At 61.9% G+C, this 21360-nt stretch carries 23 protein-coding genes and 1 pseudogene; 16 read left to right on the top strand and 8 right to left on the bottom strand.

Going from position 1 to position 21360, the window contains the following annotated elements; all coding sequences use genetic code 11:
* Window positions 1–26 precede the first annotated feature (26 nt).
* Both ELH03_RS01160 and ELH03_RS01155 read left to right on the top strand, forming a co-directional pair.
* Window positions 27–527 (top strand): RrF2 family transcriptional regulator, encoded by a 501-nt coding sequence (locus ELH03_RS01160; RefSeq protein WP_018244670.1) that lies wholly within the window; start codon window positions 27–29, stop codon window positions 525–527.
* A 23-nt stretch (window positions 528–550) separates the two neighbouring features.
* Entirely contained in the window at window positions 551–1012 is a 462-nt protein-coding gene (locus ELH03_RS01155; RefSeq protein WP_128412185.1) for a carboxymuconolactone decarboxylase family protein, read from the top strand.
* Between the two features lie 332 nt (window positions 1013–1344).
* Here the strand turns inward: ELH03_RS01155 and ELH03_RS01150 are convergent, their stop codons facing one another.
* On the bottom strand, window positions 1345–1980 hold the full coding sequence (locus tag ELH03_RS01150) for a YitT family protein (protein WP_128412184.1): 636 nt from the start codon (window positions 1978–1980) through the stop codon (window positions 1345–1347).
* A gap of 210 nt (window positions 1981–2190) precedes the next feature.
* Window positions 2191–3123: a class I SAM-dependent DNA methyltransferase gene (locus ELH03_RS01145; protein WP_128400928.1), complete on the bottom strand. Its 933-nt coding sequence runs from the start codon at window positions 3121–3123 to the stop codon at window positions 2191–2193.
* Between the two features lie 251 nt (window positions 3124–3374).
* On the opposite strand from ELH03_RS01145, the gene ELH03_RS01140 reads away from it, so the two are divergent.
* The 3 genes from ELH03_RS01140 to ELH03_RS01130 all read left to right on the top strand — a co-directional run bounded on the left by ELH03_RS01140 (window position 3375) and on the right by ELH03_RS01130 (window position 5572).
* Entirely contained in the window at window positions 3375–3641 is a 267-nt protein-coding gene (locus tag ELH03_RS01140) for a DUF6460 domain-containing protein (protein ID WP_128400927.1), read from the top strand.
* Window position 3642: 1 nt separating this feature from the next.
* Window positions 3643–4140, top strand: coding sequence for a CAP domain-containing protein (locus tag ELH03_RS01135; RefSeq protein ID WP_128400926.1), 498 nt, complete (start codon window positions 3643–3645; stop codon window positions 4138–4140).
* Window positions 4141–4225: 85 nt separating this feature from the next.
* Window positions 4226–5572: an MATE family efflux transporter gene (locus ELH03_RS01130; protein WP_128400925.1), complete on the top strand. Its 1347-nt coding sequence runs from the start codon at window positions 4226–4228 to the stop codon at window positions 5570–5572.
* Here ELH03_RS01130 and ELH03_RS01125 read toward each other — a convergent pair.
* A complete protein-coding gene (locus ELH03_RS01125; protein ID WP_128412182.1) occupies window positions 5548–6636 on the bottom strand; it encodes a quinone-dependent dihydroorotate dehydrogenase in 1089 nt (362 codons plus the stop codon). The genes ELH03_RS01130 and ELH03_RS01125 overlap by 25 nt on opposite strands.
* Entirely contained in the window at window positions 6633–6986 is a 354-nt protein-coding gene (locus ELH03_RS01120; RefSeq protein WP_128400923.1) for a DUF952 domain-containing protein, read from the bottom strand. Before ELH03_RS01120 ends, ELH03_RS01125 begins: the two co-directional genes overlap by 4 nt.
* Window positions 6987–7104: 118 nt before the next feature.
* Between ELH03_RS01120 and ELH03_RS01115 the strand changes: the two genes are divergently transcribed.
* The 5 genes from ELH03_RS01115 to ELH03_RS01095 all read left to right on the top strand — a co-directional run bounded on the left by ELH03_RS01115 (window position 7105) and on the right by ELH03_RS01095 (window position 10259).
* Window positions 7105–7503, top strand: a complete 399-nt coding sequence (locus ELH03_RS01115) for a hypothetical protein (RefSeq protein WP_128400922.1) — start codon at window positions 7105–7107, stop codon at window positions 7501–7503.
* A 91-nt stretch (window positions 7504–7594) separates the two neighbouring features.
* On the top strand, window positions 7595–8242 hold the full coding sequence (locus ELH03_RS01110; RefSeq protein ID WP_128400921.1) for a response regulator: 648 nt from the start codon (window positions 7595–7597) through the stop codon (window positions 8240–8242).
* 116 nt (window positions 8243–8358) lie between these two features.
* Window positions 8359–9024, top strand: coding sequence for a S24 family peptidase (locus ELH03_RS01105; RefSeq protein WP_128400920.1), 666 nt, complete (start codon window positions 8359–8361; stop codon window positions 9022–9024).
* An 11-nt stretch (window positions 9025–9035) separates the two neighbouring features.
* Window positions 9036–9746: a thermonuclease family protein gene (locus ELH03_RS01100; protein ID WP_130765912.1), complete on the top strand. Its 711-nt coding sequence runs from the start codon at window positions 9036–9038 to the stop codon at window positions 9744–9746.
* A gap of 99 nt (window positions 9747–9845) precedes the next feature.
* Window positions 9846–10259 carry a tellurite resistance TerB family protein gene (locus ELH03_RS01095; protein ID WP_017966891.1) on the top strand — a complete coding sequence of 138 codons (414 nt, stop codon included), beginning with the start codon at window positions 9846–9848 and terminating at the stop codon, window positions 10257–10259.
* Window positions 10260–10285: 26 nt separating this feature from the next.
* Here the strand turns inward: ELH03_RS01095 and ELH03_RS01090 are convergent, their stop codons facing one another.
* Window positions 10286–11161 carry a transporter substrate-binding domain-containing protein gene (locus ELH03_RS01090; RefSeq protein WP_130765911.1) on the bottom strand — a complete coding sequence of 292 codons (876 nt, stop codon included), beginning with the start codon at window positions 11159–11161 and terminating at the stop codon, window positions 10286–10288.
* Window positions 11162–11594: 433 nt separating this feature from the next.
* Between ELH03_RS01090 and ELH03_RS01085 the strand changes: the two genes are divergently transcribed.
* Window positions 11595–13589: a methyl-accepting chemotaxis protein gene (locus ELH03_RS01085; protein WP_130765910.1), complete on the top strand. Its 1995-nt coding sequence runs from the start codon at window positions 11595–11597 to the stop codon at window positions 13587–13589.
* A gap of 57 nt (window positions 13590–13646) precedes the next feature.
* On the opposite strand, the gene ELH03_RS01080 is transcribed toward ELH03_RS01085, so the two are convergent.
* A complete protein-coding gene (locus ELH03_RS01080) occupies window positions 13647–14027 on the bottom strand; it encodes a VOC family protein (protein WP_130765909.1) in 381 nt (126 codons plus the stop codon).
* 418 nt (window positions 14028–14445) lie between these two features.
* Between ELH03_RS01080 and ELH03_RS01075 the strand changes: the two genes are divergently transcribed.
* Window positions 14446–14724: a hypothetical protein gene (locus ELH03_RS01075; protein WP_130765908.1), complete on the top strand. Its 279-nt coding sequence runs from the start codon at window positions 14446–14448 to the stop codon at window positions 14722–14724.
* A gap of 96 nt (window positions 14725–14820) precedes the next feature.
* Here ELH03_RS01075 and ELH03_RS38750 read toward each other — a convergent pair.
* Together ELH03_RS38750 and ELH03_RS01065 are read right to left on the bottom strand one after the other, a co-directional pair.
* Window positions 14821–14931, bottom strand: a pseudogene (locus ELH03_RS38750) (peptidoglycan-binding domain-containing protein); the annotation flags it as partial.
* A gap of 31 nt (window positions 14932–14962) precedes the next feature.
* Entirely contained in the window at window positions 14963–16111 is a 1149-nt protein-coding gene (locus ELH03_RS01065) for a helix-turn-helix domain-containing protein (protein WP_130765907.1), read from the bottom strand.
* Window positions 16112–16465: 354 nt separating this feature from the next.
* Here ELH03_RS01065 and ELH03_RS01060 point away from each other — a divergent pair, with 354 nt between their 5' ends.
* The 4 genes from ELH03_RS01060 to ELH03_RS01045 are packed head-to-tail and all read left to right on the top strand — an operon-like array spanning window position 16466 to window position 21360.
* Window positions 16466–17512, top strand: a complete 1047-nt coding sequence (locus tag ELH03_RS01060) for a UDP-glucuronic acid decarboxylase family protein (protein WP_130806641.1) — start codon at window positions 16466–16468, stop codon at window positions 17510–17512.
* Complete coding sequence (gene galE, locus ELH03_RS01055; protein WP_130765905.1) at window positions 17512–18498, top strand: UDP-glucose 4-epimerase GalE; 987 nt, start codon at window positions 17512–17514, stop codon at window positions 18496–18498. Before ELH03_RS01060 ends, galE begins: the two co-directional genes overlap by 1 nt.
* The gene (locus tag ELH03_RS01050; RefSeq protein ID WP_130765904.1) at window positions 18495–20402 is read left to right on the top strand and encodes a glycosyltransferase family 2 protein; all 1908 of its coding nucleotides are present in this window, start codon (window positions 18495–18497) and stop codon (window positions 20400–20402) included. Before galE ends, ELH03_RS01050 begins: the two co-directional genes overlap by 4 nt.
* Before the next feature lie 19 nt (window positions 20403–20421).
* Window positions 20422–21360 carry a glycoside hydrolase family 26 protein gene (locus ELH03_RS01045; RefSeq protein ID WP_130766697.1) on the top strand — a complete coding sequence of 313 codons (939 nt, stop codon included), beginning with the start codon at window positions 20422–20424 and terminating at the stop codon, window positions 21358–21360.

The following is a 21360-nucleotide window of genomic DNA, read 5'->3' as shown; positions in this document are numbered from 1 at the left end:
ATCCACGAATTGTGGAGGTCCGATGCATGAAGATGGGCGATGGGGTCGAGCAGGCCATTCACAGCGTTGCGATGCTTTCCGGCCTTTCCGAAGGCGGCGTGCTTTCGGCGGCCGCGCTGGCGGAATTCCACGGCGTTTCGACAAGCTATCTGCTGAAGCATCTGCAGGCGCTGTCGGGCGCCGGCATCCTCGATACCGTGCCGGGACCGAAGGGCGGATATCGGCTGGCAAAAGCGCCGAAGGAGATTTCGCTCCTCGACATCGTGCTCGCGGTCGAGGGGTCTGCGCCGGCGTTCCGCTGCGCCGAAATCCGCCAGCGCGGACCGAACCCGGTCTCCGATCGCTTGTTCGCCCAGCCCTGCACCATCAACGCGGCGATGCTGAAAGCCGAACGGGTCTATCGCGCCGAACTCGCCAAGACGAGCCTGGCCGATATCGGCATCGAACTCACCGCCGTCGACGACGGATCGATCGCAGCTAGAGGCTGCGCCTTCCTTGAAATCCATGAACGCAAGACGGCTCGTTGAGCCACCAACAAAGGAGAAGGACCATGCAACCACGTTTCAACTTCGCCAAAGCCGCCCCTGATGCCTACAAGGCGGTCGCCGCGCTCGAGCAATATGTCCAGTCCTCCGGGCTGGAGCGCCGCTTCATCCACCTGATCAAGCTGCGCGCCTCGCAGATCAATGGCTGCGCCTATTGCGTCGACATGCATGTGAAGGAAGCCCGCCATGATGGGCTCTCCGAACAATGGATCAACCTGATGTGTGTTTGGCGGGAATCGCCGGTCTATGACGCCCGCGAACGGGCGCTGCTTGGCTGGGTGGATTCGGTGACCCATATCGCCAAAACAGGCGCGCCTGATGCCGACTACGAGACGCTGAAGGCGCATTTTTCCGAAGAAGAAATGACGAAGATCACGGTGGCGATCGGCGCCATCAACATCTGGAACCGGCTTGCCGTCGGCTTCCGCTCGCAGCATCCGCTCGATGCGGCAACGAAAGCAGCCTGAGATATCTGCTGAAAGGGAAATCATCCTTGCAACCGACCCGAAAATCTCGGGTCGGTCGAATATCGGATCACTCGTGATCCCGAGTAGCCCGTACGGCAACGGCGTCAAACCGATTGCCCGAGAGGTCGATGCTGTTGAATAGGTCTCGGACGACTTTCGCAATTTCTTCTGCGGAAGCGCCCTTGGCGTATTCTTCCTGCATACGGCGTCTGACAAGTTTTTCCAAATCTGACATAGTTCACCTCATCAAATCCGGCGCGAGATGAGTTTCGCGCCGAGACCGATCACAGGCAAGTTACGTTTTATTTAGAATGGCTTACCGATTGGTAATGTTAGAGCGCGATGTAGCGATCAGCGCGGTGATTGATGGTGACGAAGAGGTTGAGGACGACGGCGCCGAGCACCGAATAGAAGACGACGGGTGGCGTGGTGACGAAGAAGGCGGCGGCGAGCACGCACATGTCGATGGCGAGCTGGACGAGGCCGGCGCGGATGCCGAACCGCTCCTGCAGGTAGATGCCGAGAATGCCGACACCGCCGAGGCTGGCACGGTGGCGATAGAGCGCCAGCAGACCGAAGCCGAGCAGCAGGCCGCCGAGAAGGGCCGCCCAGGCCGGATGGATGCTCGAAATGGACAGGAAGCGCGACTGCACATCGGCAATCACCGAGGTCAGGCCGATGGCGATGAAGGTCTTGATGGTGAAGGCCATGCCGAGGCGCTTCCAGGAGAGATAGAAGAACGGCAGGTTAAGCAGGAAGAAGGCGAGACCGAAATTGACGCCGAAGGCATAATGCAGGAGGAAGGCCACGCCGGCCGTGCTGCCGGTAAGAAGGCCGGCGCTGGCGAGCACATAGAGGCCGAGAGCGGCAACCAGGCTGCCGGAGAATATGCCTTGCACGTCTTCGATCGGCGTGTGGCGCGTCGCAGTCGTATTCCAAAAACCAAGGGCATTGATGAGCTGTGTCATGTCGCCAGTCTCCACGGCAGACGAGTTCAAGAACGCGCTTGGGAAGACCCGGGCGCGACGGAATTTTGCATAATGAAAGAAGCCGGAGCGCCTCGGCGTTAATTGCCGGGCTCTCTGCCGATGCAGTGCAGTATCGGGTTTTTCGGTCGTCCGATCAAGCGAAATAGGTAAGCAATGCTGACCTATTAAAAAATCGCAAGAAATGTTCGCTCACGCGGGCTTGCGCGTAAGGAACAGAATGCCGGAAACCGGTTTTCCGCCATCTTTGCGAATGACTGACTTGACGATCTTCAGGATTTCCAGCCCGTGACGGGAAAGAAGCATGCTGACATAGCTTTCCGAATGGGCGTAACGCAGCGACGGGGCGAGATGAAAGCCCTCGCCGTCCCCTGCATCCTCGACGGAAAAGGCGATATCGGCGCCTGATGCAGCGAGTTCTCCTGCGATGGCAAAGACGCTCTCGAGATTGCCGAGATACATCAGCACATCGGCTGCCGTCACCAGGTCGGCGCGATGGCGCGCGGCATCCGCAAAGACGCCAGAGAGCTCGGGCGCGAGCGAGAGATCGGCCTGGGCGAGGCTGTCATAGACCTGTTTCTCGGCGGCCTTGGCCAGCATGTTCTGCGAGAGGTCGAAGCCTTCGAGGCGAGCGACGTTGGGGCGGATTTCCGGGCCGAGCAGGCCGGTGCCGCAGCCGAGATCGACGGCGAGCTCGTAGCGCCTGCCGGTGGAGGCGACGAGCGCTGCAAGTTTCTGCGGGACGCTGTAGTCGAGCTTTTCGACAAGTGCTGATTCGAAACGGTCGGCATAGTCGTCGAAGAGGCGCTCGACATAGCGGCTCGGCGGCAGGTCAGGCGTGGCCGCATCGCCGAGAAGGGCGAGCTTGAGGGCTGCGCCGAACATGTCTTCGGGATCGAGGGCAAGCGTCCTGCGATAGGCCTCAATCGCGGCTTCACCCCTGCCCGCCTTTTCCAGATAGGTGGCCAGGCGATACCAGCCGGCGGCCCAGGCAGGCACCAGCTCGAGGGCCTGTTCCATCAGCTCGGCAGCCGCTTCCGGCTCGCCGCCTTCTTCGAGCATCCGAGCATAATCGGCGCGGCGGTCGGCGATAACATCGCCAGAGGAAAGCTGGTGGGACTGCATCAATGGACCTTATTGGCTACAGCATCCTTTGCGCGTCTTTTCAGAGACGCAAAGGATGCTGTAGCTCTTTGTTTTATGCATGTCGTTTTCCCGGAACCGCTGCACACTTCCGGGCGACATGCATCGGTCCGCATTTGGCGGCGGCCACAAAAAAACTCAAGTCCTATTTCAGAGGCGAAGCGGCCAATTCCGGAAAGGGCTTGCGGGCGCCGCGTCGCGACCTTATTCCAAGGGCAAAAAGGAGATGGCTTATGTCCGATCAGGCGAACAGGTTTCTCGGCGATTCAATCGGCCGCACATTGATAAAGCTTATCGTGGTGTCGCTAGTCGTCGGTTTCGTCATGACCGTCTTCGGCCTGACGCCCTGGAGCATCATCGATGGCGTCCGCGACTTCGTCCTGGAAATCTGGCATCGGGGCTTCTCGGCCCTCGGGCGCGTCGGCGACTATCTGATCCTCGGCGCGACGATCGTCATCCCGCTCTTCGTCATCCTTCGTCTTTTCAGCTACCGCCGGTAACATGACATCCATCGATCTTTCCAGGCGCGGCCTGTTGCGCCTCTCCGGACTTGCGCTCGCCGCCGGCATCGCCGGCTGCACCACGACCCCGCGGATGGCCGGGACGCCTTCCGACGGCGAGGACGAGACAGCGAGCGTGCTGCCGCTGGTCAACCAATTGCGGGCCAAAAACGGTCTGCCGCCGCTTGCCGTCGACCCGGCGGCGAGTACTGCCGCCCTGTTCCAGGCGAAACGCATGGCGAGCGCCGGCAAGATGGCGCATCTGATGGGGATGACCGACAGTTTCGGCGCGCGCGTCAAGGCGAGCGGTGTGCGGCTGCCGGCGGCGGAAAACATCGCGTCGGGCCAGCAGAGCGTCGATGCCGTGGTGACGGCCTGGATCAACTCGCCGCATCACCTGGAAAACATGCTCGGACGTTATGGCGGCCTCGGCGTCGCGGTCGCCCATAATACATCTTCCAGGAACCTGCCCTATTGGGCCATGGTGCTTTCCAGCTGAGGTGATTCCGCCTGCAGCAGTTCAAGTGATGCAGCGTCTTTTGCGCGTCTGAAACGACGCGTGGCGCTGCCGCGACGAGGCCGGCATGGATACAGGCAGCAATCACAATGCGCTTGCTTTTGACGTGACACACCGGCTGGTGCTGTCGATCGCCATTCCGATGACGCTCGGCTTCATGACGACGCCGCTGCTCGGGCTGACGAACACCGCCGTGGTCGGCCGTATGGGCAATGCGGAAGCGCTGGCCGGGCTGGCGATCGGCGCGATGCTCTTCGATCTGATCCTCGGCAGCTTCAACTTCCTGCGCGCCTCGACCACAGGGCTGACAGCGCAGGCCTATGGCCGTCGCGACCAGCACGAGCAGCAGGCGGTCTTCTCCAGGGCGATGATTTCGGCGCTCGGCTGCGGATTGGCGCTGCTCTGTCTTTCGCCGCTGCTGATGGCGGCGGGGTTGAGGCTGATGGGCGCAGAAGGAGCGATTGCCGAGGCAACCGGCACCTATTTCTCGATCCGCATGCTGGCAGCACCCGCAGCGCTGGCGAATTATGCCATCCTCGGCTTCGTGCTCGGGCGCGGACAGGGCAATATCGGACTGCTGCTGCAGGCGATCATCAACGGCATCAACATCCTGCTTTCCATCTATCTCGGCCTGACGCTCGATTGGGGCGTGGCAGGGGTCGCCTGGGGAACAATGGCCGGCGAAACCGTCGGCGCGCTCGCCGGGCTTTTCATCGTGCTGCGCGGCTTCGGCAAGGCAGCGCGGCCGGCATGGTCCGAAGTCTTTTCCCGGCATCGGCTGGCCGAGCTTTTCGCGCTCAACCGCGACATCCTGATCCGCACCTTCGTGCTGATCGGCGCCTTCACCATCATGACGCGGATCGGCACCAGCTTCGGCGCGGTGACGCTTGCCGCCAATGCCGTGGTGATGAATTTCTTCCTGCTGTCCGGCTATTATCTCGATGGGCTTGCCAATGCCGCCGAACAGATCATCGGCCGGGCAATCGGCGCGCATTACCGGCCGGCCTTCGACCGCGGGCTGAAGCTGACGACCTTGTGGTCCTTCGGACTGGCGGCGCTCGGCTCCGCCTTCTTCTTTCTCGCCGGTCCCTGGCTGATCTCGGTGCTGACGACCTCGCCGGAGGTGCGGCAGGCGGCCGAAACCTATCTGCCCTGGGCGGCGGTGACGGGACTGACCGGCGCGCTTGCCTTCCTGATGGACGGGGTCTTCATCGGCGCCACATGGTCGGCCGACATGCGCAACCGGATGCTGATATCTTTTGCCGGCTATCTCCTGATGCTCGCGGTCTTCGTGCCACTCTTCGGCAATCACGGCCTGTGGCTGGCGATGAACGCCTTCCTGCTCTTCCGCGGCTTCTTGCTGGCGATGCTGGTGCGGTCGCGGGCCGATCAGACCTTCCGCGCCGCCCAATAATCCAGCCTGGTATCGCGCAAGTCGCGGATCGAGGCGGCCTTTTCGCGGTCCAGGAGTTTCGAGAGGCCGCGGACGATATCGCCGGCCAAGCCGGGGCCTTCATAGACCATGCAGGAATAGAGCTGGACGAGATCGGCACCCGCCCTGATCTTCTCCAGCGCGGTTTCGGCCGAGGAGACGCCGCCGACGCCAATGATCGGCAGATCAGGACCGACGCGCTTGCGCATCCTGGCGAGCACGGCCGTCGACTTTTCGAACAGCGGCACGCCGGAAAGGCCGCCCGCCTCCTTCGCCTGGCGCTGATCCTTAAGGCCGTCACGCGACAGCGTGGTGTTGGAGACGATCAGACCATCCAGCGCATGCGAGAGCGCTTCGGCGGCGATATCGTCCATGCCTTCCTCAGTCAGATCAGGCGCGATCTTCAGAAAGACCGGGATCTTCCGGCCTGTTGTCGCCGTCATCTCGTCGCGCGCCGCAAGCACTGATGACAGCAGTACCGCAAGGCTTTCGCGCCCCTGCAGGTCGCGCAGGCCCGGCGTGTTCGGCGAGGAGATGTTGGCGGTGAAATAGCGCGCGACGGAATAAAAGCGGCGGATGCCGGCGACATAATCGGCGATGCGGTCCTCGCTGTCCTTGTTGGCGCCGATATTGACGCCGATCATGCCACCGCCTCTTAGTCCGGCGAGGCGCCCGAAGGCGGCATCATGGCCTTCATTGTTGAAGCCGAGACAGTTGATGACGGCTTCATCCTCCACCAGGCGGAAGATGCGCGGGCGCGGATTGCCGGTTTGCGGCTTCGGCGTCACCGTGCCGATCTCGGTGAAGCCGAAGCCGAGCTTCAGCAGCGCCTCCGGCACCTCGGCATTCTTGTCGTAGCCTGCGGCCATGCCGAGCGGATTTTCGAAGGTAAGGCCGGCAACGGTCTGGCGCAGGCGCGGATCGGGCGTCAGCTGGCAGGCGGGCACGAGGCCGGATTTCAAGGCAGCGATCGACATGCCGTGCGCCGTTTCCGGATCGAACAGGAAGAGACCCTTGCGGGCGAGACGCTTGAATGGATCGATCATGGCTGCAGCTCCGGGAAAATATGGGCGCCTGCTTCGTCGAGCGGCAGCGGCGCCTCCCAGAGCACGGCCGCAAGCGGTAGATCGGCGTAGAGATGCGGGAAGAGATCGCCGCCGCGCGAGGGTTCGAAGACCAGCTTGTCGGCGAAACGGCTGCCATCGACGGCAACCAGCAGCAGGCCGGACTGGCCGGCAAAATGCAGGGCAGCGGTCTGCTTCACCTGGTCCGCCGTCGAGAAATGGATGAAGCCATCCTTGAGATCGATGCCGGCGCCATGAAAAGTGCCGGTTTGTCTGGCTTGCTGCCAGAGCGTTTCCGTCACGATCTTGTAAAGGGTCGGTGTCAGGGTCATCATGGCCTCACGATGGGCTGTTCCTCGGTCACGAGGGCTTTGCCGGAAAGAGGCGGCGATGTCCACGCCCCGGCGCGAAAAACGGGCCACCCACAGGTAAATTCCGGAGGATGAGACGATGAAGGCATTGGTTATCACGCTTGGCGTTTTTCTCATGCCGTTGGCGGCCGCGGCGGCGGAAGCCGATGCGGGCCGCTTCCAGCTGGAGAAGAGCGGCGACCATTTCGTCCGGCTCGACCGGCAGACCGGGGCAATGTCGATCTGCCAGGACAAGGACGGCGCCCTCGTCTGCCGGATGGCAGCCGACGAGCGGGCGGCCTATGAGGACGAACTCGACCGGCTGGCAAAGCGGGTGACGGCACTCGAACAGGGTAATGCCGCCCAGCGCGCGCTGCCGAGCGATGCCGAGGTCGACCGTTCGATCAGCATCATGGAGCGGATGATGAAGAGTTTCATGGGGATGGTGAAGGAGTTCCAGGCCGAGGAAAACACCAATCCCCTTCCGCAGAAGACCTGATCTGATATAGTCTTATCGATAAGCCGGCATGCAACGCGGAGGGACGGCGTCGCACGCAAGGCATGATCGGGCTCTTGGGAGGGAGTTTTCGATGCAGGAACAGACCATCATCATTGCGGACGATCATCCGCTTTTCCGCGATGCGCTGCGCCAGGCAGTGATCGGCATGGAAGGCCGGCAATCGATTGTCGAGGCCGGCGATTTTGCTGCCGCGCGCCAGGCGGCCGGCGCCCATGCGGATGCCGACCTGATGCTGCTCGATCTCGCCATGCCCGGCGTCAGCGGCTTTTCCGGCCTGATGGCGCTGCGCTCCGAATTCGCCAGCCTGCCGATCGTCATCGTCTCGGCAACCGACGACGCGACGACCATCCGCCGGGCGCTGGAACTCGGTGCTTCCGGCTTCATTTCGAAATCCTCCGGCATCGAGGACATCCGCCGCAGCATCCAGACGGTGCTTGCCGGCGACATCGCCACGCCCGAGAGCTATCGCGACGGGCAGGAGCAGGATCCCGATGTCGCCGACCTGATCCACCGCCTGCATACGCTGACGCCGCAGCAGAGCCGGGTGCTGACCATGCTTGGCGAGGGGCTGCTGAACAAGCAGATCGCCTACGAACTCGGCGTGTCCGAGGCGACGATCAAGGCGCATGTCTCGGCGATCCTGTTGAAACTCGATGTCGACAGCCGGACGCAGGCGGTGATCCAGCTCGGCAAGATCAACATGGCGATGGTCGCCTGAGCGCAGCATTCGATAACAGGATTTTATTCCTCTTCTATCTTTACTCAGGCGGCGCGGTCGGTTAATATTCCGCCGGGTTGGAGCGCGGCGTTGAATGAGCCGCGACGGAATCGCGCATGCTGTCACACCACCAGATCTGGGAAGCGCTCGACAGGCTTGCCGAACGGCACGAGCTGACGCCATCCGGACTTGCGCGCCGCGCCGGCCTCGACCCGACCTCCTTCAACAAATCGAAACGGCTTTCCGCCGATGGGCGGCTGCGCTGGCCCTCGACGGAATCGATCGCCAAGGTGCTCGACGCCACAGGGGCGAGCATGGAGCAGTTTATGGCCTTCATGCGGCCGGATGCCGGCTCTTCCGGACCGCAGGAAGGCGCATTTCCCCAGCGAGGCGGCTCCATTCCGCTGCTCGGCTTCGCGCAGGCGGGCGCCGGCGGCTTCTTCGACGATGGTGGTTTTCCGGCCGGCCAGGGTTGGGACGTGGTGGAATTTCCGGCGGCCCCGGCACAGAAATCAGGCGTCTATGCGCTGGAGGTGCAGGGCGAAAGCATGATGCCGCTCTACCGCGACGGCGATGTGTTGATCGTCGAGCCGGGCGCGCAGGTGCGCCGCAACGACCGCGTCGTCGTGCGCACAAACGAGGGCGAGGTGATGGCCAAGGTGCTGCTGCGCCAGAGCCCGCGTTCTATCGAGCTGATGTCGCTCAATCCCGAACATCCCAACCGTATCCTCGAGCTTTCCGACGTCGCCTGGATCGCCCGCATCATCTGGGCCAGCCAATAGGAAGATATTCCATGCGCCCTGCCGCCTTCATCACAGGTATCACCGGGATGGTAGTGGTGGCCGGCCTGCTGATGGCGGGCGAAGCAAGGCTTGGCGGCGGCACTACAGGCGAAGAGACGGCGTCCGCAGAGGAGACGGCGACAGCACCAGCGGATGCGGCCCCCGACGCCGGCAAACCCGCGACGATGTCGGACGACCGTGCCGAAATGATTGCTCGCTCGGTCGAACCGGCGGCACCACCAGCTCCAGACCCAGGCGACGGGATGACATCCAAACCGGCCGATCTGCCGCAACAAGCGGAGACGGCAGCCGGGAAAACGGTAAGTCCGGCGACGAAAAAGGTGATGGAGCTGGCGCGGCCGGCGGTCGACAATGCCGGCATCCTTTCCTTTGGCGAGCGCCGGCTTCAGATTGCCGGCATTGTGCCGACGCCGGTCGACAGGGTTTGCGGGCCGGCGGGCCGGCAATGGCCCTGCGGCATGATGGCGAAGACGGCGCTGCGCCTGCTGTTGCGCAACCGCAGCGTCACCTGCGACCTCGACACCGCGGAATGGAAGGAAACAGCGACGACTGCCTGCCGGCTCGGCACACAGGATCTCGGCTCATGGCTTGCCGAAAACGGCTGGGCGGAAGCAGCGGCGGGTTCGCCGCTTGCGGAGATCGCCGAGACTGCCAGGCAGGCAAGAAAAGGCATTTACGGCGACGATCCGCGCCGCAAATAACCGGCAGCCTTGGCAAGCGATCGGACAGCCGGATCGGGCCGATCCCTTGTAATGGCTGTCGCCAATTCCTAATCTGGGCTGATCAAAAAGGAATCAGAGATGAATAAGCCGCTTTCCGCCCATGATGCACTGATCTACGTGATGGTGATGGCATCCGCCGTCGACAGCACGATGAACGACAGGGAACTGGAGAGGATCGGCCAACTGATCGGATTCCTGCCCGTTTTCCGGGATTTTGATGACGACAAGCTGATTGCGGTGGCGCGCGACTGCGCCGCGCTGCTTGCCGGGCCGGAAGGCCTCGACGTCGTTCTCGAAACCGTGCGCGACACCCTGCCTGCAAAACTTTACGACACGGCCTATGCGCTGGCCGTCGAGGTGGCATCTGCCGATCTCTCGGTCAAGGCGGAGGAATTGCGGCTGCTCAGCCTGCTGCGCGACCGGCTCGGTCTCGACAAGCTCACCTGCGCGGCGATCGAGCGCAGCGCGATTGCCCGGTTCCGCAAAGGCTAAAGCGCGTCCCGCGTCTTTTAGCGGCTTCAATAGAGCCCGTAGGGAAAGTAGCGCAGATAGATTTCCTGGAGGCGGCCGTTGCGCGACAGCGTGGCGAGCGCGTGGTCGATGGCGGATGTCAGCACGCTGTCCTTCTGCCGCAGCATGATCGTCATGCCCTCGCCGAGAAATTGCTCGGAGAGATAGGGACCGTCGAACAGCGCGCAGCATTTTGCCGAGGCCGGCGAAGAGACCCAGAAGGAAAGCTGCAGCGCATCGGCAAAGGCGGCATCGACCTTACGGTCCTTGAGCGCCGCAAGCAGGGCATCCTTTGTGTCGAAGGCTTGCGCCTTGATCGCCGGGAAGAAGGCGGCCAGCATCGCCTCGTGCACGGTCCCCCTGACAACACCGACCGGGTGGCTGGAAAGGGCGGAAGCCGTCTTTCCGTCGAGCGACACGCCGAGATTGCGCACGAAGCGCGCCGGCAGCATCAGATAGGGTCTGGAGAAGACGAATTGCCGGCGCAGCTCCGGGGTCACGGCAAAACCGGCGATGACGGCATCACCCTGCGAGGCGGCGAGCGCATCCCTGAGGTCGGCGAAGGGGAGTGCCTGGATCTGGCACTTGTCTGAAATTTCCAGCTCGCTGCAGATTTCGCGGGCGAGGTCGACATTGAAACCGGAGAGCTTGCCGTTCTGATCGGTGAAATTGAAGGGCGGGAAATCGACCGAGGTCAGGAAGCGCAGGCGGACCAGCGAGGAGAGATCGGGTCTCGCAAGACGTTCACGTGCATCGAAGAGCAGCGGCAGCGAGGGGGACGCCTGCTGGGCGGATGCGGCCAAACTCGAAAGAAGCACGCCCAGAAACAGGCCGAACGCGAGAAAACCCTTCAGAGTCAGGGATGCCAGCTTGGATTGCATCATCGTGATCTTGGTCTCTGGATTAAGCGCGAAGCATTGCGGCGTCGGCGAGATGTATCAGAGTCATGCGTGGTGGGGAATATGCGTGGAGGTGAGCCGGATCGTGCTGAGGGCACGTCCCCTCGCCCCATTTGGGGAGAGGGTTAGGGTGAGGGGCAGCCATCGGCGCGGACCCGACAGCCGTGGCAACGCACCCGAGACGACAATTCAGCCCTTAAAAATCACAGTCATCCGCCGCCCGGTGTTAGCGCGGAATTAAAGAATATCGCCTTTTATTTGTCGCGACGACATCGGACCCCGCCAGCCGATCGCATGATGCAAGCGTCAGCCCAAACGTAATCCCTAAACCGCGATATTGAAGCAGCGTTTTTTCTGCAACAATTGATTTCAAAAGCACCGGGCGCGCGACACGCCCCGTCAATCGGGTGACATTTCCATGCTGAAACATCTGAAAATCCGCACAAAAATCATATCGGTCGTGGCGCTGCTCGGGCTGATCACCATGACCGGGCTGATCTATGTCATCTCCGAGTTCCGCCGTGCGGATGCGGCCTACAGCGCCTTCATCGATCATGAAGCGCAGGCCTCGATGCTGAGCGCGCGCGCCAGCGCATCGGCGGTGGCCTCGGTGCTGCAGGTCACCCTGCTTGCCGACATGAAGCCCGATACGCCGGCATTCCAGACGGCGCTCGCCACACCGAGCAAGCTGCCGCAGGCGCGTGACCGCATGAAGCAGGCGCTGGCGCTGGTGCCGAGCCGCAAGCCGGCGATCGATGAAATCCAGGCGGGCATCGATGAGATCGAAACCCTGTCCAACAAGATCATCGAACAGAGCAAGGCCAAGGACAGCGCCGGCGCGCTTTCGAATGTTGCCCTGATCAATGCCAAGCTCGATGCGCTGACGCCGAAGATGATCGCCAACAATGATGCGATGATGGCGATGCTCAACGACGGTGGCGACGCACTCTCGGCTTCCGTCAACGGGCGGATCGTCTTCTGTTTCGTGCTGATCGGCATCGCCGTTCTTGCCGCCGTCGGTTTCAGCGTGATCGTCGCCCAGAAGGGTATCGCCGGCCCGATGACGCAGCTGCGCCAGCGCATGACGCGGCTTGCCGAGGGCGATACAACGAGCGATGTCAGCGGCCTCGACCGCGGCGACGAAGTCGGCCAGATGGCAAAGGCGGTTTTGGTCTTCCGCGACAATGCGATCGAGCGTGGTCAAATCGAAGCGCGCGCCGAAGCCGACCGCAACGTCAGCGACAGCGAGCGCCGCGAACGCGAGGCGCAGAAGGTCCGCGAAGCATCCGAACTGGAACGCGCCGTTACCGCGCTCGGCGACGGCCTGCGCCGCCTTGCCGCCGGCGATCTTGCCTCGCATATCGACGAGCCCTTCGTTGCGCATCTCGATGCGCTGCGTGAGGATTTCAACAACTCGGTCGAGAAGCTCAACGAAACCCTGCATACGGTCGGCGCCAATGCCCGGGCGATCGGCGCCGGCGCCAATGAAATCCGCTCTTCTGCAGACCAGCTTTCCCAGCGGACGGAACAGCAATCGGCCTCCGTCGAAGAGACGGCAGCGGCGCTGGAGGAGATCACAACGACGGTGCGCGACGCCGCCAAGCGTACCGAGGAGGCGAGCCAGCTCGTCGCCCGTACCCGCCTGGGTGCCGAGAAATCGGGCGAGATCGTCCGCAAGGCCGTCTCCGCCATGCAGCAGATCGAGAAGTCCTCGGGCGAAATCTCCAACATCATTGGCGTCATCGACGACATCGCCTTCCAGACCAACCTTTTGGCTCTGAACGCCGGCGTCGAAGCCGCCCGCGCCGGCGAAGCCGGCAAGGGTTTTGCCGTCGTCGCCCAGGAAGTGCGCGAGCTCGCCCAGCGCTCGGCCAAGGCGGCCAAGGAGATCAAGGCGCTGATCAGCACCTCCGGCACGCATGTGCAGACCGGCGTCTCGCTGGTCGGCGAAACCGGCAAGGCGCTCGATGCGATCGTCGCCGAGGTGCAGGAGATCAACCAGCACGTCCACGCGATCGCCGAGGCCTCCCGCGAACAGTCGATCGGGCTGCAGGAGATCAACACCGCGGTCAATTCCATGGACCAGGGCACGCAGCAGAATGCGGCGATGGTCGAGGAATCCACTGCCGCCAGCCATAACCTGGCGACGGAAGCGGCAGCGCTCAACAATCTGCTCAGCCAGTTCAGGCTGACCGGCACCGGCGGCTTCACCACGAGTGCGCCAATCGCCACAGCAGCACCACGCGCTGCCGCCCGCCCGGCAGCCAGGGCAGCCCCGATCCGCGTCGCCAAGGAAGGGACCGCCCGCCCGGCCGCCTCACCCGCCCGCGCGCTCGGCCAGAAGATCGCCAACGCCTTCGGCGCCGGCAGCAGCACGTCGCCGAGCCAGGATCCCGACTGGACGGAATTCTGAGCCGGTCAAAACAGGCATTGGCAAGGGCGGCTGCGGCCGCCCTTTCTATTTGGGGATCTAACCCGGCCGACAGCCGATCTCGACGAGGATGTTTCCTGGCGCCGTGCAATAAAACAGCCAGCCGCCGCGCATGGCGGCCGGCGGACCGGACAGATCAGCACCGGCGGCCGCAAGCCCGGCATGGACCGCATCGACATCCGCCCTCTCGGGCAGGATGAAGCCGATGTGATAGGTCTGGCGTCCCATCTCCACCTGATCGGCGGTGCCGAATTTTGCGATTGCGTGGCTGAGGACGATTTCGAGGCCGGTATCGTCTTCCAGGATCGCGAGGCCGTTCTGACCGCGCATATCCTTAAGCTTCAGACCGAAATGGCAGATGAAGAAATCCGCCGTGGCAGCGATGTCGGGAACGTGGAAATCGAGATGGTTCAAGCGCATGACAGTCTCCGTTCGAAAAAATCCCGGGACTGCTTTTTGCCGTCTCCGCACGCCGCCGGGATCCCGCATCTTGATGCGGATCACGTCGCGGGTTCTCGTGCCATGGCACGGAGCAGAGCTTCGCCAGAGCGCTTGACGCTCCAGCGGAAGGGATCGGGCTTACCTCAACCGATCCTGCCTTTTTCGACGATGCCGATCTAGCAGATGGCATCGATTTCGGCAATGGATGCGTCGGCGCGTCTGGAGGAACGGGACTCTCACCCTAATATCATTAGGTGGATGTCGCGTCCGGCCGGTCGATCACGACGTCCCGGGGGATGCTTCCCAAAGGATTGAAGAGCGGCATGGGCATTCGTGTCGTGAACTCTCTCCGGCAAGGCGTAGAGTGACACTATTCACGGCATTGGGAGGGATGGACATGAAACCTGCAATCATCGGCCTCGTCGGCACGCTCGTTCTGGCGGGATGCAACACCGTCAGCTACGGCGGACCGGGCCTCGAACCCATCCCCGGCAGCATCATCTATAGCGGCCAGCCGCGCACCAAACTCACCAAATCCCCGGTCGGCTCCGCCTTCCCGCATGATTTCATCGACCAATACGGCCGGCAGGTGGAGGAAACCTACATCATCCAGCCCGACCGGAGCCTGATCATCGCGCATCGGCAATATAAGCCGATCCGCTTTTTCGGGGATTAGGCATGGTCGGCGTGGTTTGCGGGAGATGGAGCGGGTAAGGGGCACCACGGGTGCTGTGCCCCAAGTGGAACAGCTTGCCACTACCGTGCCGGTGATCTTGAGGTTGTTGTCCTTTTGCATCTGGCTCAGCGCCGCACGCGTGTCCTCGTCGATGACGCCAGTCAGGGAGCCAGCGTAATAACCGTAGGCAGTCAACCCCGACAGCACCTGGATGACGATCCGCCTGAAACTTGTTAGATCAACCCGTCAGGGTCAGCCAATCACCGATTGTTTTTCCGTAACGCCGCGTGGAGCGGATAGCCGGAGCCGGCCGCTGTTGGGTTGCCACCGTCCTTCGGATTTCACGCGGGCTCAGCCTGAATTCGTGGATGAAGGCGCGCGTAAAATTGGCGGCGACCTCGAAACCGGCGGCTTCTGCGATTTCTGAAATCGGCCTGTGGTCGGCCGAATTGCTGAGATCCGCATAGGCCTGCAGCAATCGCCGTTTGCGAATATAATTGAGCACGCCTCCGTTCGCCTCAAACAGCTGGTAAAGCCGCGTACGCGAAATCCCCAACGCGCGGCACATCATGTCCGGTGTCAAGTTTTCCGAGTGGAGATTGACGTGAATGTAGCGGTGCGCCCGCTCCATCAGTCCCATGTTGGTCTGGTTTTGACCGGTATCAGTCCTTGTGGACGATGCGGCGGCCGCAACGACCATATCGCTGATGGTTTGGATGATCCGGGGCACTTCCTCTATCGTCAGATTGACGAGGTTCGTTTCGAGGCCCGTGAGATAGCCCGTGAGCAACTCGGCGTGGCTGCCCGAAAGAACCGTGTTGCCGGCGCTCTGGAGAAGGCTCGCATCGCGAGCCAGTAGCTCATACGGCAGAAACACGAGCAAAGCTTCGGTATCGGTCATCCGTCCGCGATAGGGGCTGCCGAGAGACATGAAAAGTATCTCGCCGGCACCGGTCTCGGTGACACGACGGTTGACCTCTGTCCAGGCTTGGCCGCTGCGCTGCAGGCCGACGTTCCAATGGTCGATGGGGCTCGATCGAAGCATGGCCTGATCGCGAACATATCTGTGGGCATGCGCGCGCTGCTGGACAATGAGGATATCGCCGAGATGCCAGCCGATCTGCTCCGCGAGGAACCCGTCTTCCGGTGATTTTCCCTCCGGCAGATGAACATCCACGAGCGGCGCCATATGTGCCCGCCAGGCCTGGAATTGTTCTGCCGGTGGCAGGTCCTGCGTCGAGAATCGCAGCGGCACGAGTGCAGAGGAGGCATGGGGTGGTCGTTCCTTGCGCATGGCCGGTTCACGCGCCCAGCGCCGCCGCTCCATATGCGCCGGCCGTTCCTGTTCCGAGGCAGGATCATCGTCGGATTCAGACCCTGTAGCCATCCAATTCCTCCAGCGCATAACCCGACCCGAGCCATGGAAATTGAGAAAAGCAATTGTTTTTGCGGCTGAAATCTCCGCAGAACTCCGTCTGAAAAAGCGGAAGTGCTCGAAGAGTCACCTCCATAAGTTGTTTATCATATTCCTTTTTGTTCAGAAATGTACGGAGCGATAATTTCCAGGACGTGAGGATAACGACAATTGCCTCCCTTAGCTGTATCTAAATAAACATCGGTACTTTCCAAAAGAAAAACCGGACGAATAAAATATTCGCATGATCGAACGACTTAGTTTCGCGGTATGGCGAAGTAAAGATCGAAGATCCCATAGCAAAATCTGAAAACACGGGAGGTAGTCGTGAACTATCTTGGCAGGATTCGTGCGCGCTCTGTGCAAAATTCGGCTCGTGATGCAAATTATTCATCCGGAATATCTCGCGCTCCCAAGAGAGTTCTTGTCACCGGCGGTGCAGGTTTCCTCGGATCACATCTGTGCGAGACGCTTTTGGCCGCCGGACACCAGGTGATCTGCCTCGACAACTTTTCCACCGGCATGCAGCGCAATATCGTCCATCTGAAGCGAGTCGATCGCTTCAATGTCATCGCCCACGATATCATCCACCCGCTCGATCTGGAAGTCGACGAGATCTATAACCTCGCCTGCCCGGCATCGCCCCCGCATTATCAGGCCGATCCGATCCATACGACAAAGACCTGCGTGCTGGGCTCCCTCAACCTTCTGGAGCTGGCCGCGCGCACCGGCGCACGCATCCTTCAGGCATCCACCTCCGAAGTCTACGGCGACCCGAACGTCCACCCGCAAGTCGAAAGCTACTGGGGCAACGTCAATTCGTTCGGGCCGCGCTCCTGCTATGACGAGGGCAAGCGGTGCGCCGAGACGCTGTTCTTCGACTTCCACAACACGCACGGCGTCGAGATCAAGATCATCCGCATCTTCAACACCTACGGCCCGCGGATGCGTCCGGACGACGGCCGCGTCGTCTCGAATTTCATCGTTCAGGCCCTGACGGGGCAAGACATCACGATATATGGCGACGGTTCCCAGACCCGCTCGTTCTGTTTCGTCGATGATCTCATCGGCGGCATGGTCCGCATGATGGCCTCACCGTCGTCGCTGACGGGGCCAGTCAATCTCGGCAATCCGGGCGAATTCACGATCCGGGAGCTGGCCGAGCAGGTGATCGAATTGACCGGCTCCCGGTCGCAAATCATCCATCGCGCTCTGCCGGTTGACGATCCCCGTCAGCGTCGCCCCGATATTTCGCTTGCCATGCAGGAACTCGACTGGCGGCCGAAGATCGATTTGTCGAGCGGCCTGCGTCAGACGATCGACTATTTCGATGGCCTTCTCACCCGTCCGGCACGCGAACTGGAGACGGTCTGATGGATGCGCCCCGGGTCCTTGTCACGGGCGGTGCCGGCTATATCGGCAGCCACACCGCCAAGCTCCTCCGCTCGGAGGGGATTGAGCCTGTCGTCTACGACAATCTCACGACCGGAAACCGTTCGTCCGTGCGCTGGGGCCCTTTCGTCGAAGGAGATGTCCTCGACACGTCATGCCTGATCGAGGTCATCGAGAAATATGCTCCCGATGCCGTCATCCATTTTGCCGCCTCAGCCTATGTCGGCGAGTCCGTGCAAAACCCAGCGAAATATTACAACAACAATGTCTGTGGTGCATTGTCGCTTATCGATGCCTGCCGGCAGACGGGGCTCCAGAACGTCATCTTCTCATCGAGTTGCGCCGTCTACGGCGTCCCCTCTGTGCTGCCGATCGATGAGACGTTGCCGAAGGCTCCAATCAATCCCTACGGCGAGACCAAGCTGATCGGCGAGCATATACTCGCCGATTATGCGGCGGCCTACGGCCTGCGGTATGTTGCCCTGCGTTACTTCAATGCCTGTGGAGCCGATCCGGACGGCGAGCTTGGCGAATGGCACGTTCCGGAAACCCATCTCATTCCGCGGGCGCTGCTGGCCGCGGCCGGCCGGATTCCGCACCTGGAAATATTCGGCGATGATTACGATACCCCTGACGGGACCTGCATAAGGGACTATATTCACGTCGCAGATCTCGCGCGCGCCCATGTTCAGGCCTTCACCCATCTCGCCAAAGGCGGCGCAAACCTCGCTGTCAACCTCGGCACCGGGCGGGGTTTTTCCATCAGGGAAGTCCTGCGCGTGATCCAGGAAACGACCGGGTGCGAAGTTCCGATCGTCATCCATCCACGCCGGCCTGGCGATCCGGCCAGCCTCTACGCCGACGCCAGCCTGGCCCGCGAGACGCTCTGCTTCCAGCCTCGATATTCCGACCTCGAAACCATCGTGCGGACGGCGGCCCCGTTCTTCGGACTGGAGGCGCGCGCGTGACCGAACTTGCGATTACCCAAGCGACGCATGCTCCGGAACCCTCCCACGAGCCGCTTCTTGTCCCGGTTCTGACCGGACATCGGCGGGCCGAATATCTGTTCTCGGCGGCCGTATGGGCCTGCGCCTTCGCCTATTTCTGGATCTGGTGGCTGGAGCCGCGCCATCACGTCGATGCTTTCGGCACAATTACGGTGAGCCTCGTTCTTGCCTGGGTTACCGCTCTGCCGGCCTATTTCATCGTGGTCTTCTATCGGGCGGCAAGACCGAACGGTCCCTTGCGCCTGCCGACGGGCAGTCGAGTGGCCATGGTCGTGACCAAGGCGCCGGCGGAACCCTTCTCGGTCGTCAGTGAAACCCTGCTGGCAATGCTTGCCCAGGAGGTGGAACACGACACCTGGCTTGCCGACGAAGACCCTTCCCCCGAGACTCTCGACTGGTGCTCCCGTCACGGGGTCCTCGTCTCGACCCGCAAGGGGCGATCCGATTATCATCGGACGTCGTGGCCCCGACGCACGCGGTGCAAGGAAGGCAACCTCGCCTTCTTCTACGACCACTACGGCTACAGCCGCTACGATTTCGTGGCGCAACTCGATGCGGATCATGTTCCCGCCCCCGACTATCTCTTTCACATGATGCGTCCGTTCGCCGATCCAAAGGTCGGCTATGTCTCGGCCCCCAGCATTTGCGACAAGAACGCTTCCGAAAGCTGGTCGGCACGTGGAAGGCTCTATGCCGAGGCCAGCATGCATGGCTCGCTCCAAGCCGGTTACAATGGCGGCATGGCGCCGCTGTGCATAGGGTCGCATTACGCGGTACGTACCGTCGCCCTCAAACAGATCGGCGGCCTCGGTCCGGAGTTGGCTGAAGACCATTCGACGACATTGATGATGAATGCCGGCGGCTGGCGGGGTGTGCATGCGCTGGACGCCATCGCCCATGGTGACGGCCCCAGAACCTTCAGCGATCTCGTGACGCAGGAATTCCAGTGGTCGCGCAGCCTGGTCATGGTGCTGTTGCGGTACTCGCCGAGCCTCGTCGGCCGGCTGCCGCCCCGGCTCAAGTTCCAGTTCCTCTTTTCGCAACTCTGGTATCCGCTTTTTGCGTTCTTTATGTTGCTGATGTTTGCGTTGCCGATCATCGCGCTCGTGCGCGGCCAGAACTTCGTGACGGTGACCTACCCCGATTTCCTGGCGCATTTCGCACCGCTTTCTATCGCCCTCGTGGTGATGGCTTATCGCTGGCGCGCCAGCAGCTCGTTCCGCCCCTACGACGCCAAGATCCTGAGCTGGGAATGCATGCTCTTTCTCTTCGCGCGCTGGCCCTGGGCGCTCGCCGGCACGCTGGCTGCGGTGCACGATTTTGTGACAGGCTCTTTCGTCGATTTCCGCGTCACGCCGAAAGGGCGGTCCGAAGTCGATCTGCTGCCGGTGCGTGTCCTGGCGCCCTACGCTGTGCTGGCGCTCATGGCGGTATTGCCCGCCCTGGCAATCGACGATGCCGGCGCCTCCAAGGGGGGTTACTTCTTTACCGTCCTGAACGCGGCAATCTACTGCGCGCTGCTGTTGGTCATCGTCGGGCGCCATTCGAAGGAAAATACGGTTGCGGCGGCCCCGCGTTTCTACCGTCCGGCGATGGCGACCGCGCTTGTTGCGCTTGTCGCGCTGCCGGGGGTTGCCACCATCATGCGCGGAAAGGATGCGACCGAGGCACTCGCCTGGGGCAGCGGCCGCCTTCAGCTGTTCGAAGAGCGCTATGCCGTCTCCGGCGCAGGCCGGGGCGGGACCACCCTGCGCACGATCTTCTTCAAACCACGATGGATTTCCGATCCGGAGGAGATCCAATTGAGAACGGATGCCGCTCACCCGGATCTGCGGCCGAGCGTGGAGGAAATACACAATGCATAGCCCATCCAAAATAGCCCTGTTGTCGTTAACCGGCCTGTTGCTGTCGGGAGTCGCGGTCCTGCCGACCGCTCTGGGCAGCTTTGCCGAGGGGCAGCCGCTTGCAATGACGACATCGTCCATTGCGCCGCCGACCAAAATGCCGGTCGTCACGAAGGAGTCGATCACGTTCGGCGCCTATGATCCGCACGGAGATTTAGCCGCCTCGTCCGATTCGAAGATCGAACACCTCTTCCTCCCCTGGGAAGATGTCGATCTGCGCACGCTCGCCCTCGCCGACGATTATGCGCAAGCGCGTGGCCGCACCCTGCTGATCTCGGTCGAGCCCTGGACCTGGTCATCCGATTGGCGCCAAACCTCGCAGGAACTGCTGCACAGCATCCTGGACGGTTCGCGCGATGCGAACATGGCCGCCGTCTGCTCGAGTGCTGCCAAGCTGAAAAGTCCGGTCATCATTCGCTGGGGACAGGAAATGGACGAAACCGACAGCCAGTTCTCCTGGTCGCATTGGCAGGGCGCCGATTATGCCAAGGCCTATCGCCGGATGGTGGAAGTCTGCAAGGTCCACCTGAAGACGGCCAAATACATGTGGTCACCGAAGGGCAATGAGGGGCTTCAAGCCTTTTATCCCGGCAATGATGTCGTCGATCTCATCGGGCTCTCGGTCTTTGGCCTGGAGCAATACGACAGGGACAAGACTGGCCGTGACCAGACGTTTGCCGAGCACCTTGCGCCCGGATACGCCCGTGTCGCTGGTTACGGCAAGCCCATCATGGTTGCCGAACTCGGCTACGAAGGCGACGATTCCTTCGTGCGAAACTGGGCTGAGAGCGTAACGAAACGCTATCCCCAGTTCCCGGCCCTGAGCGCCGTTATCTACTTCAACGACCGTGAAGTCTATCCGTGGCCGGACGGCTATGGCCGCCCCGACTGGCGGGTCGTCCGCGAAAGCATCAATTGA

It is taken from the genome of Rhizobium beringeri, from assembly GCF_004306515.1.
Classification (GTDB): Bacteria; Pseudomonadota; Alphaproteobacteria; order Rhizobiales; family Rhizobiaceae; genus Rhizobium; species Rhizobium beringeri.
The sequence above is the reverse complement of the archived record's forward strand: the minus strand, read 5'-3'. Positions and strand labels throughout refer to the sequence as shown.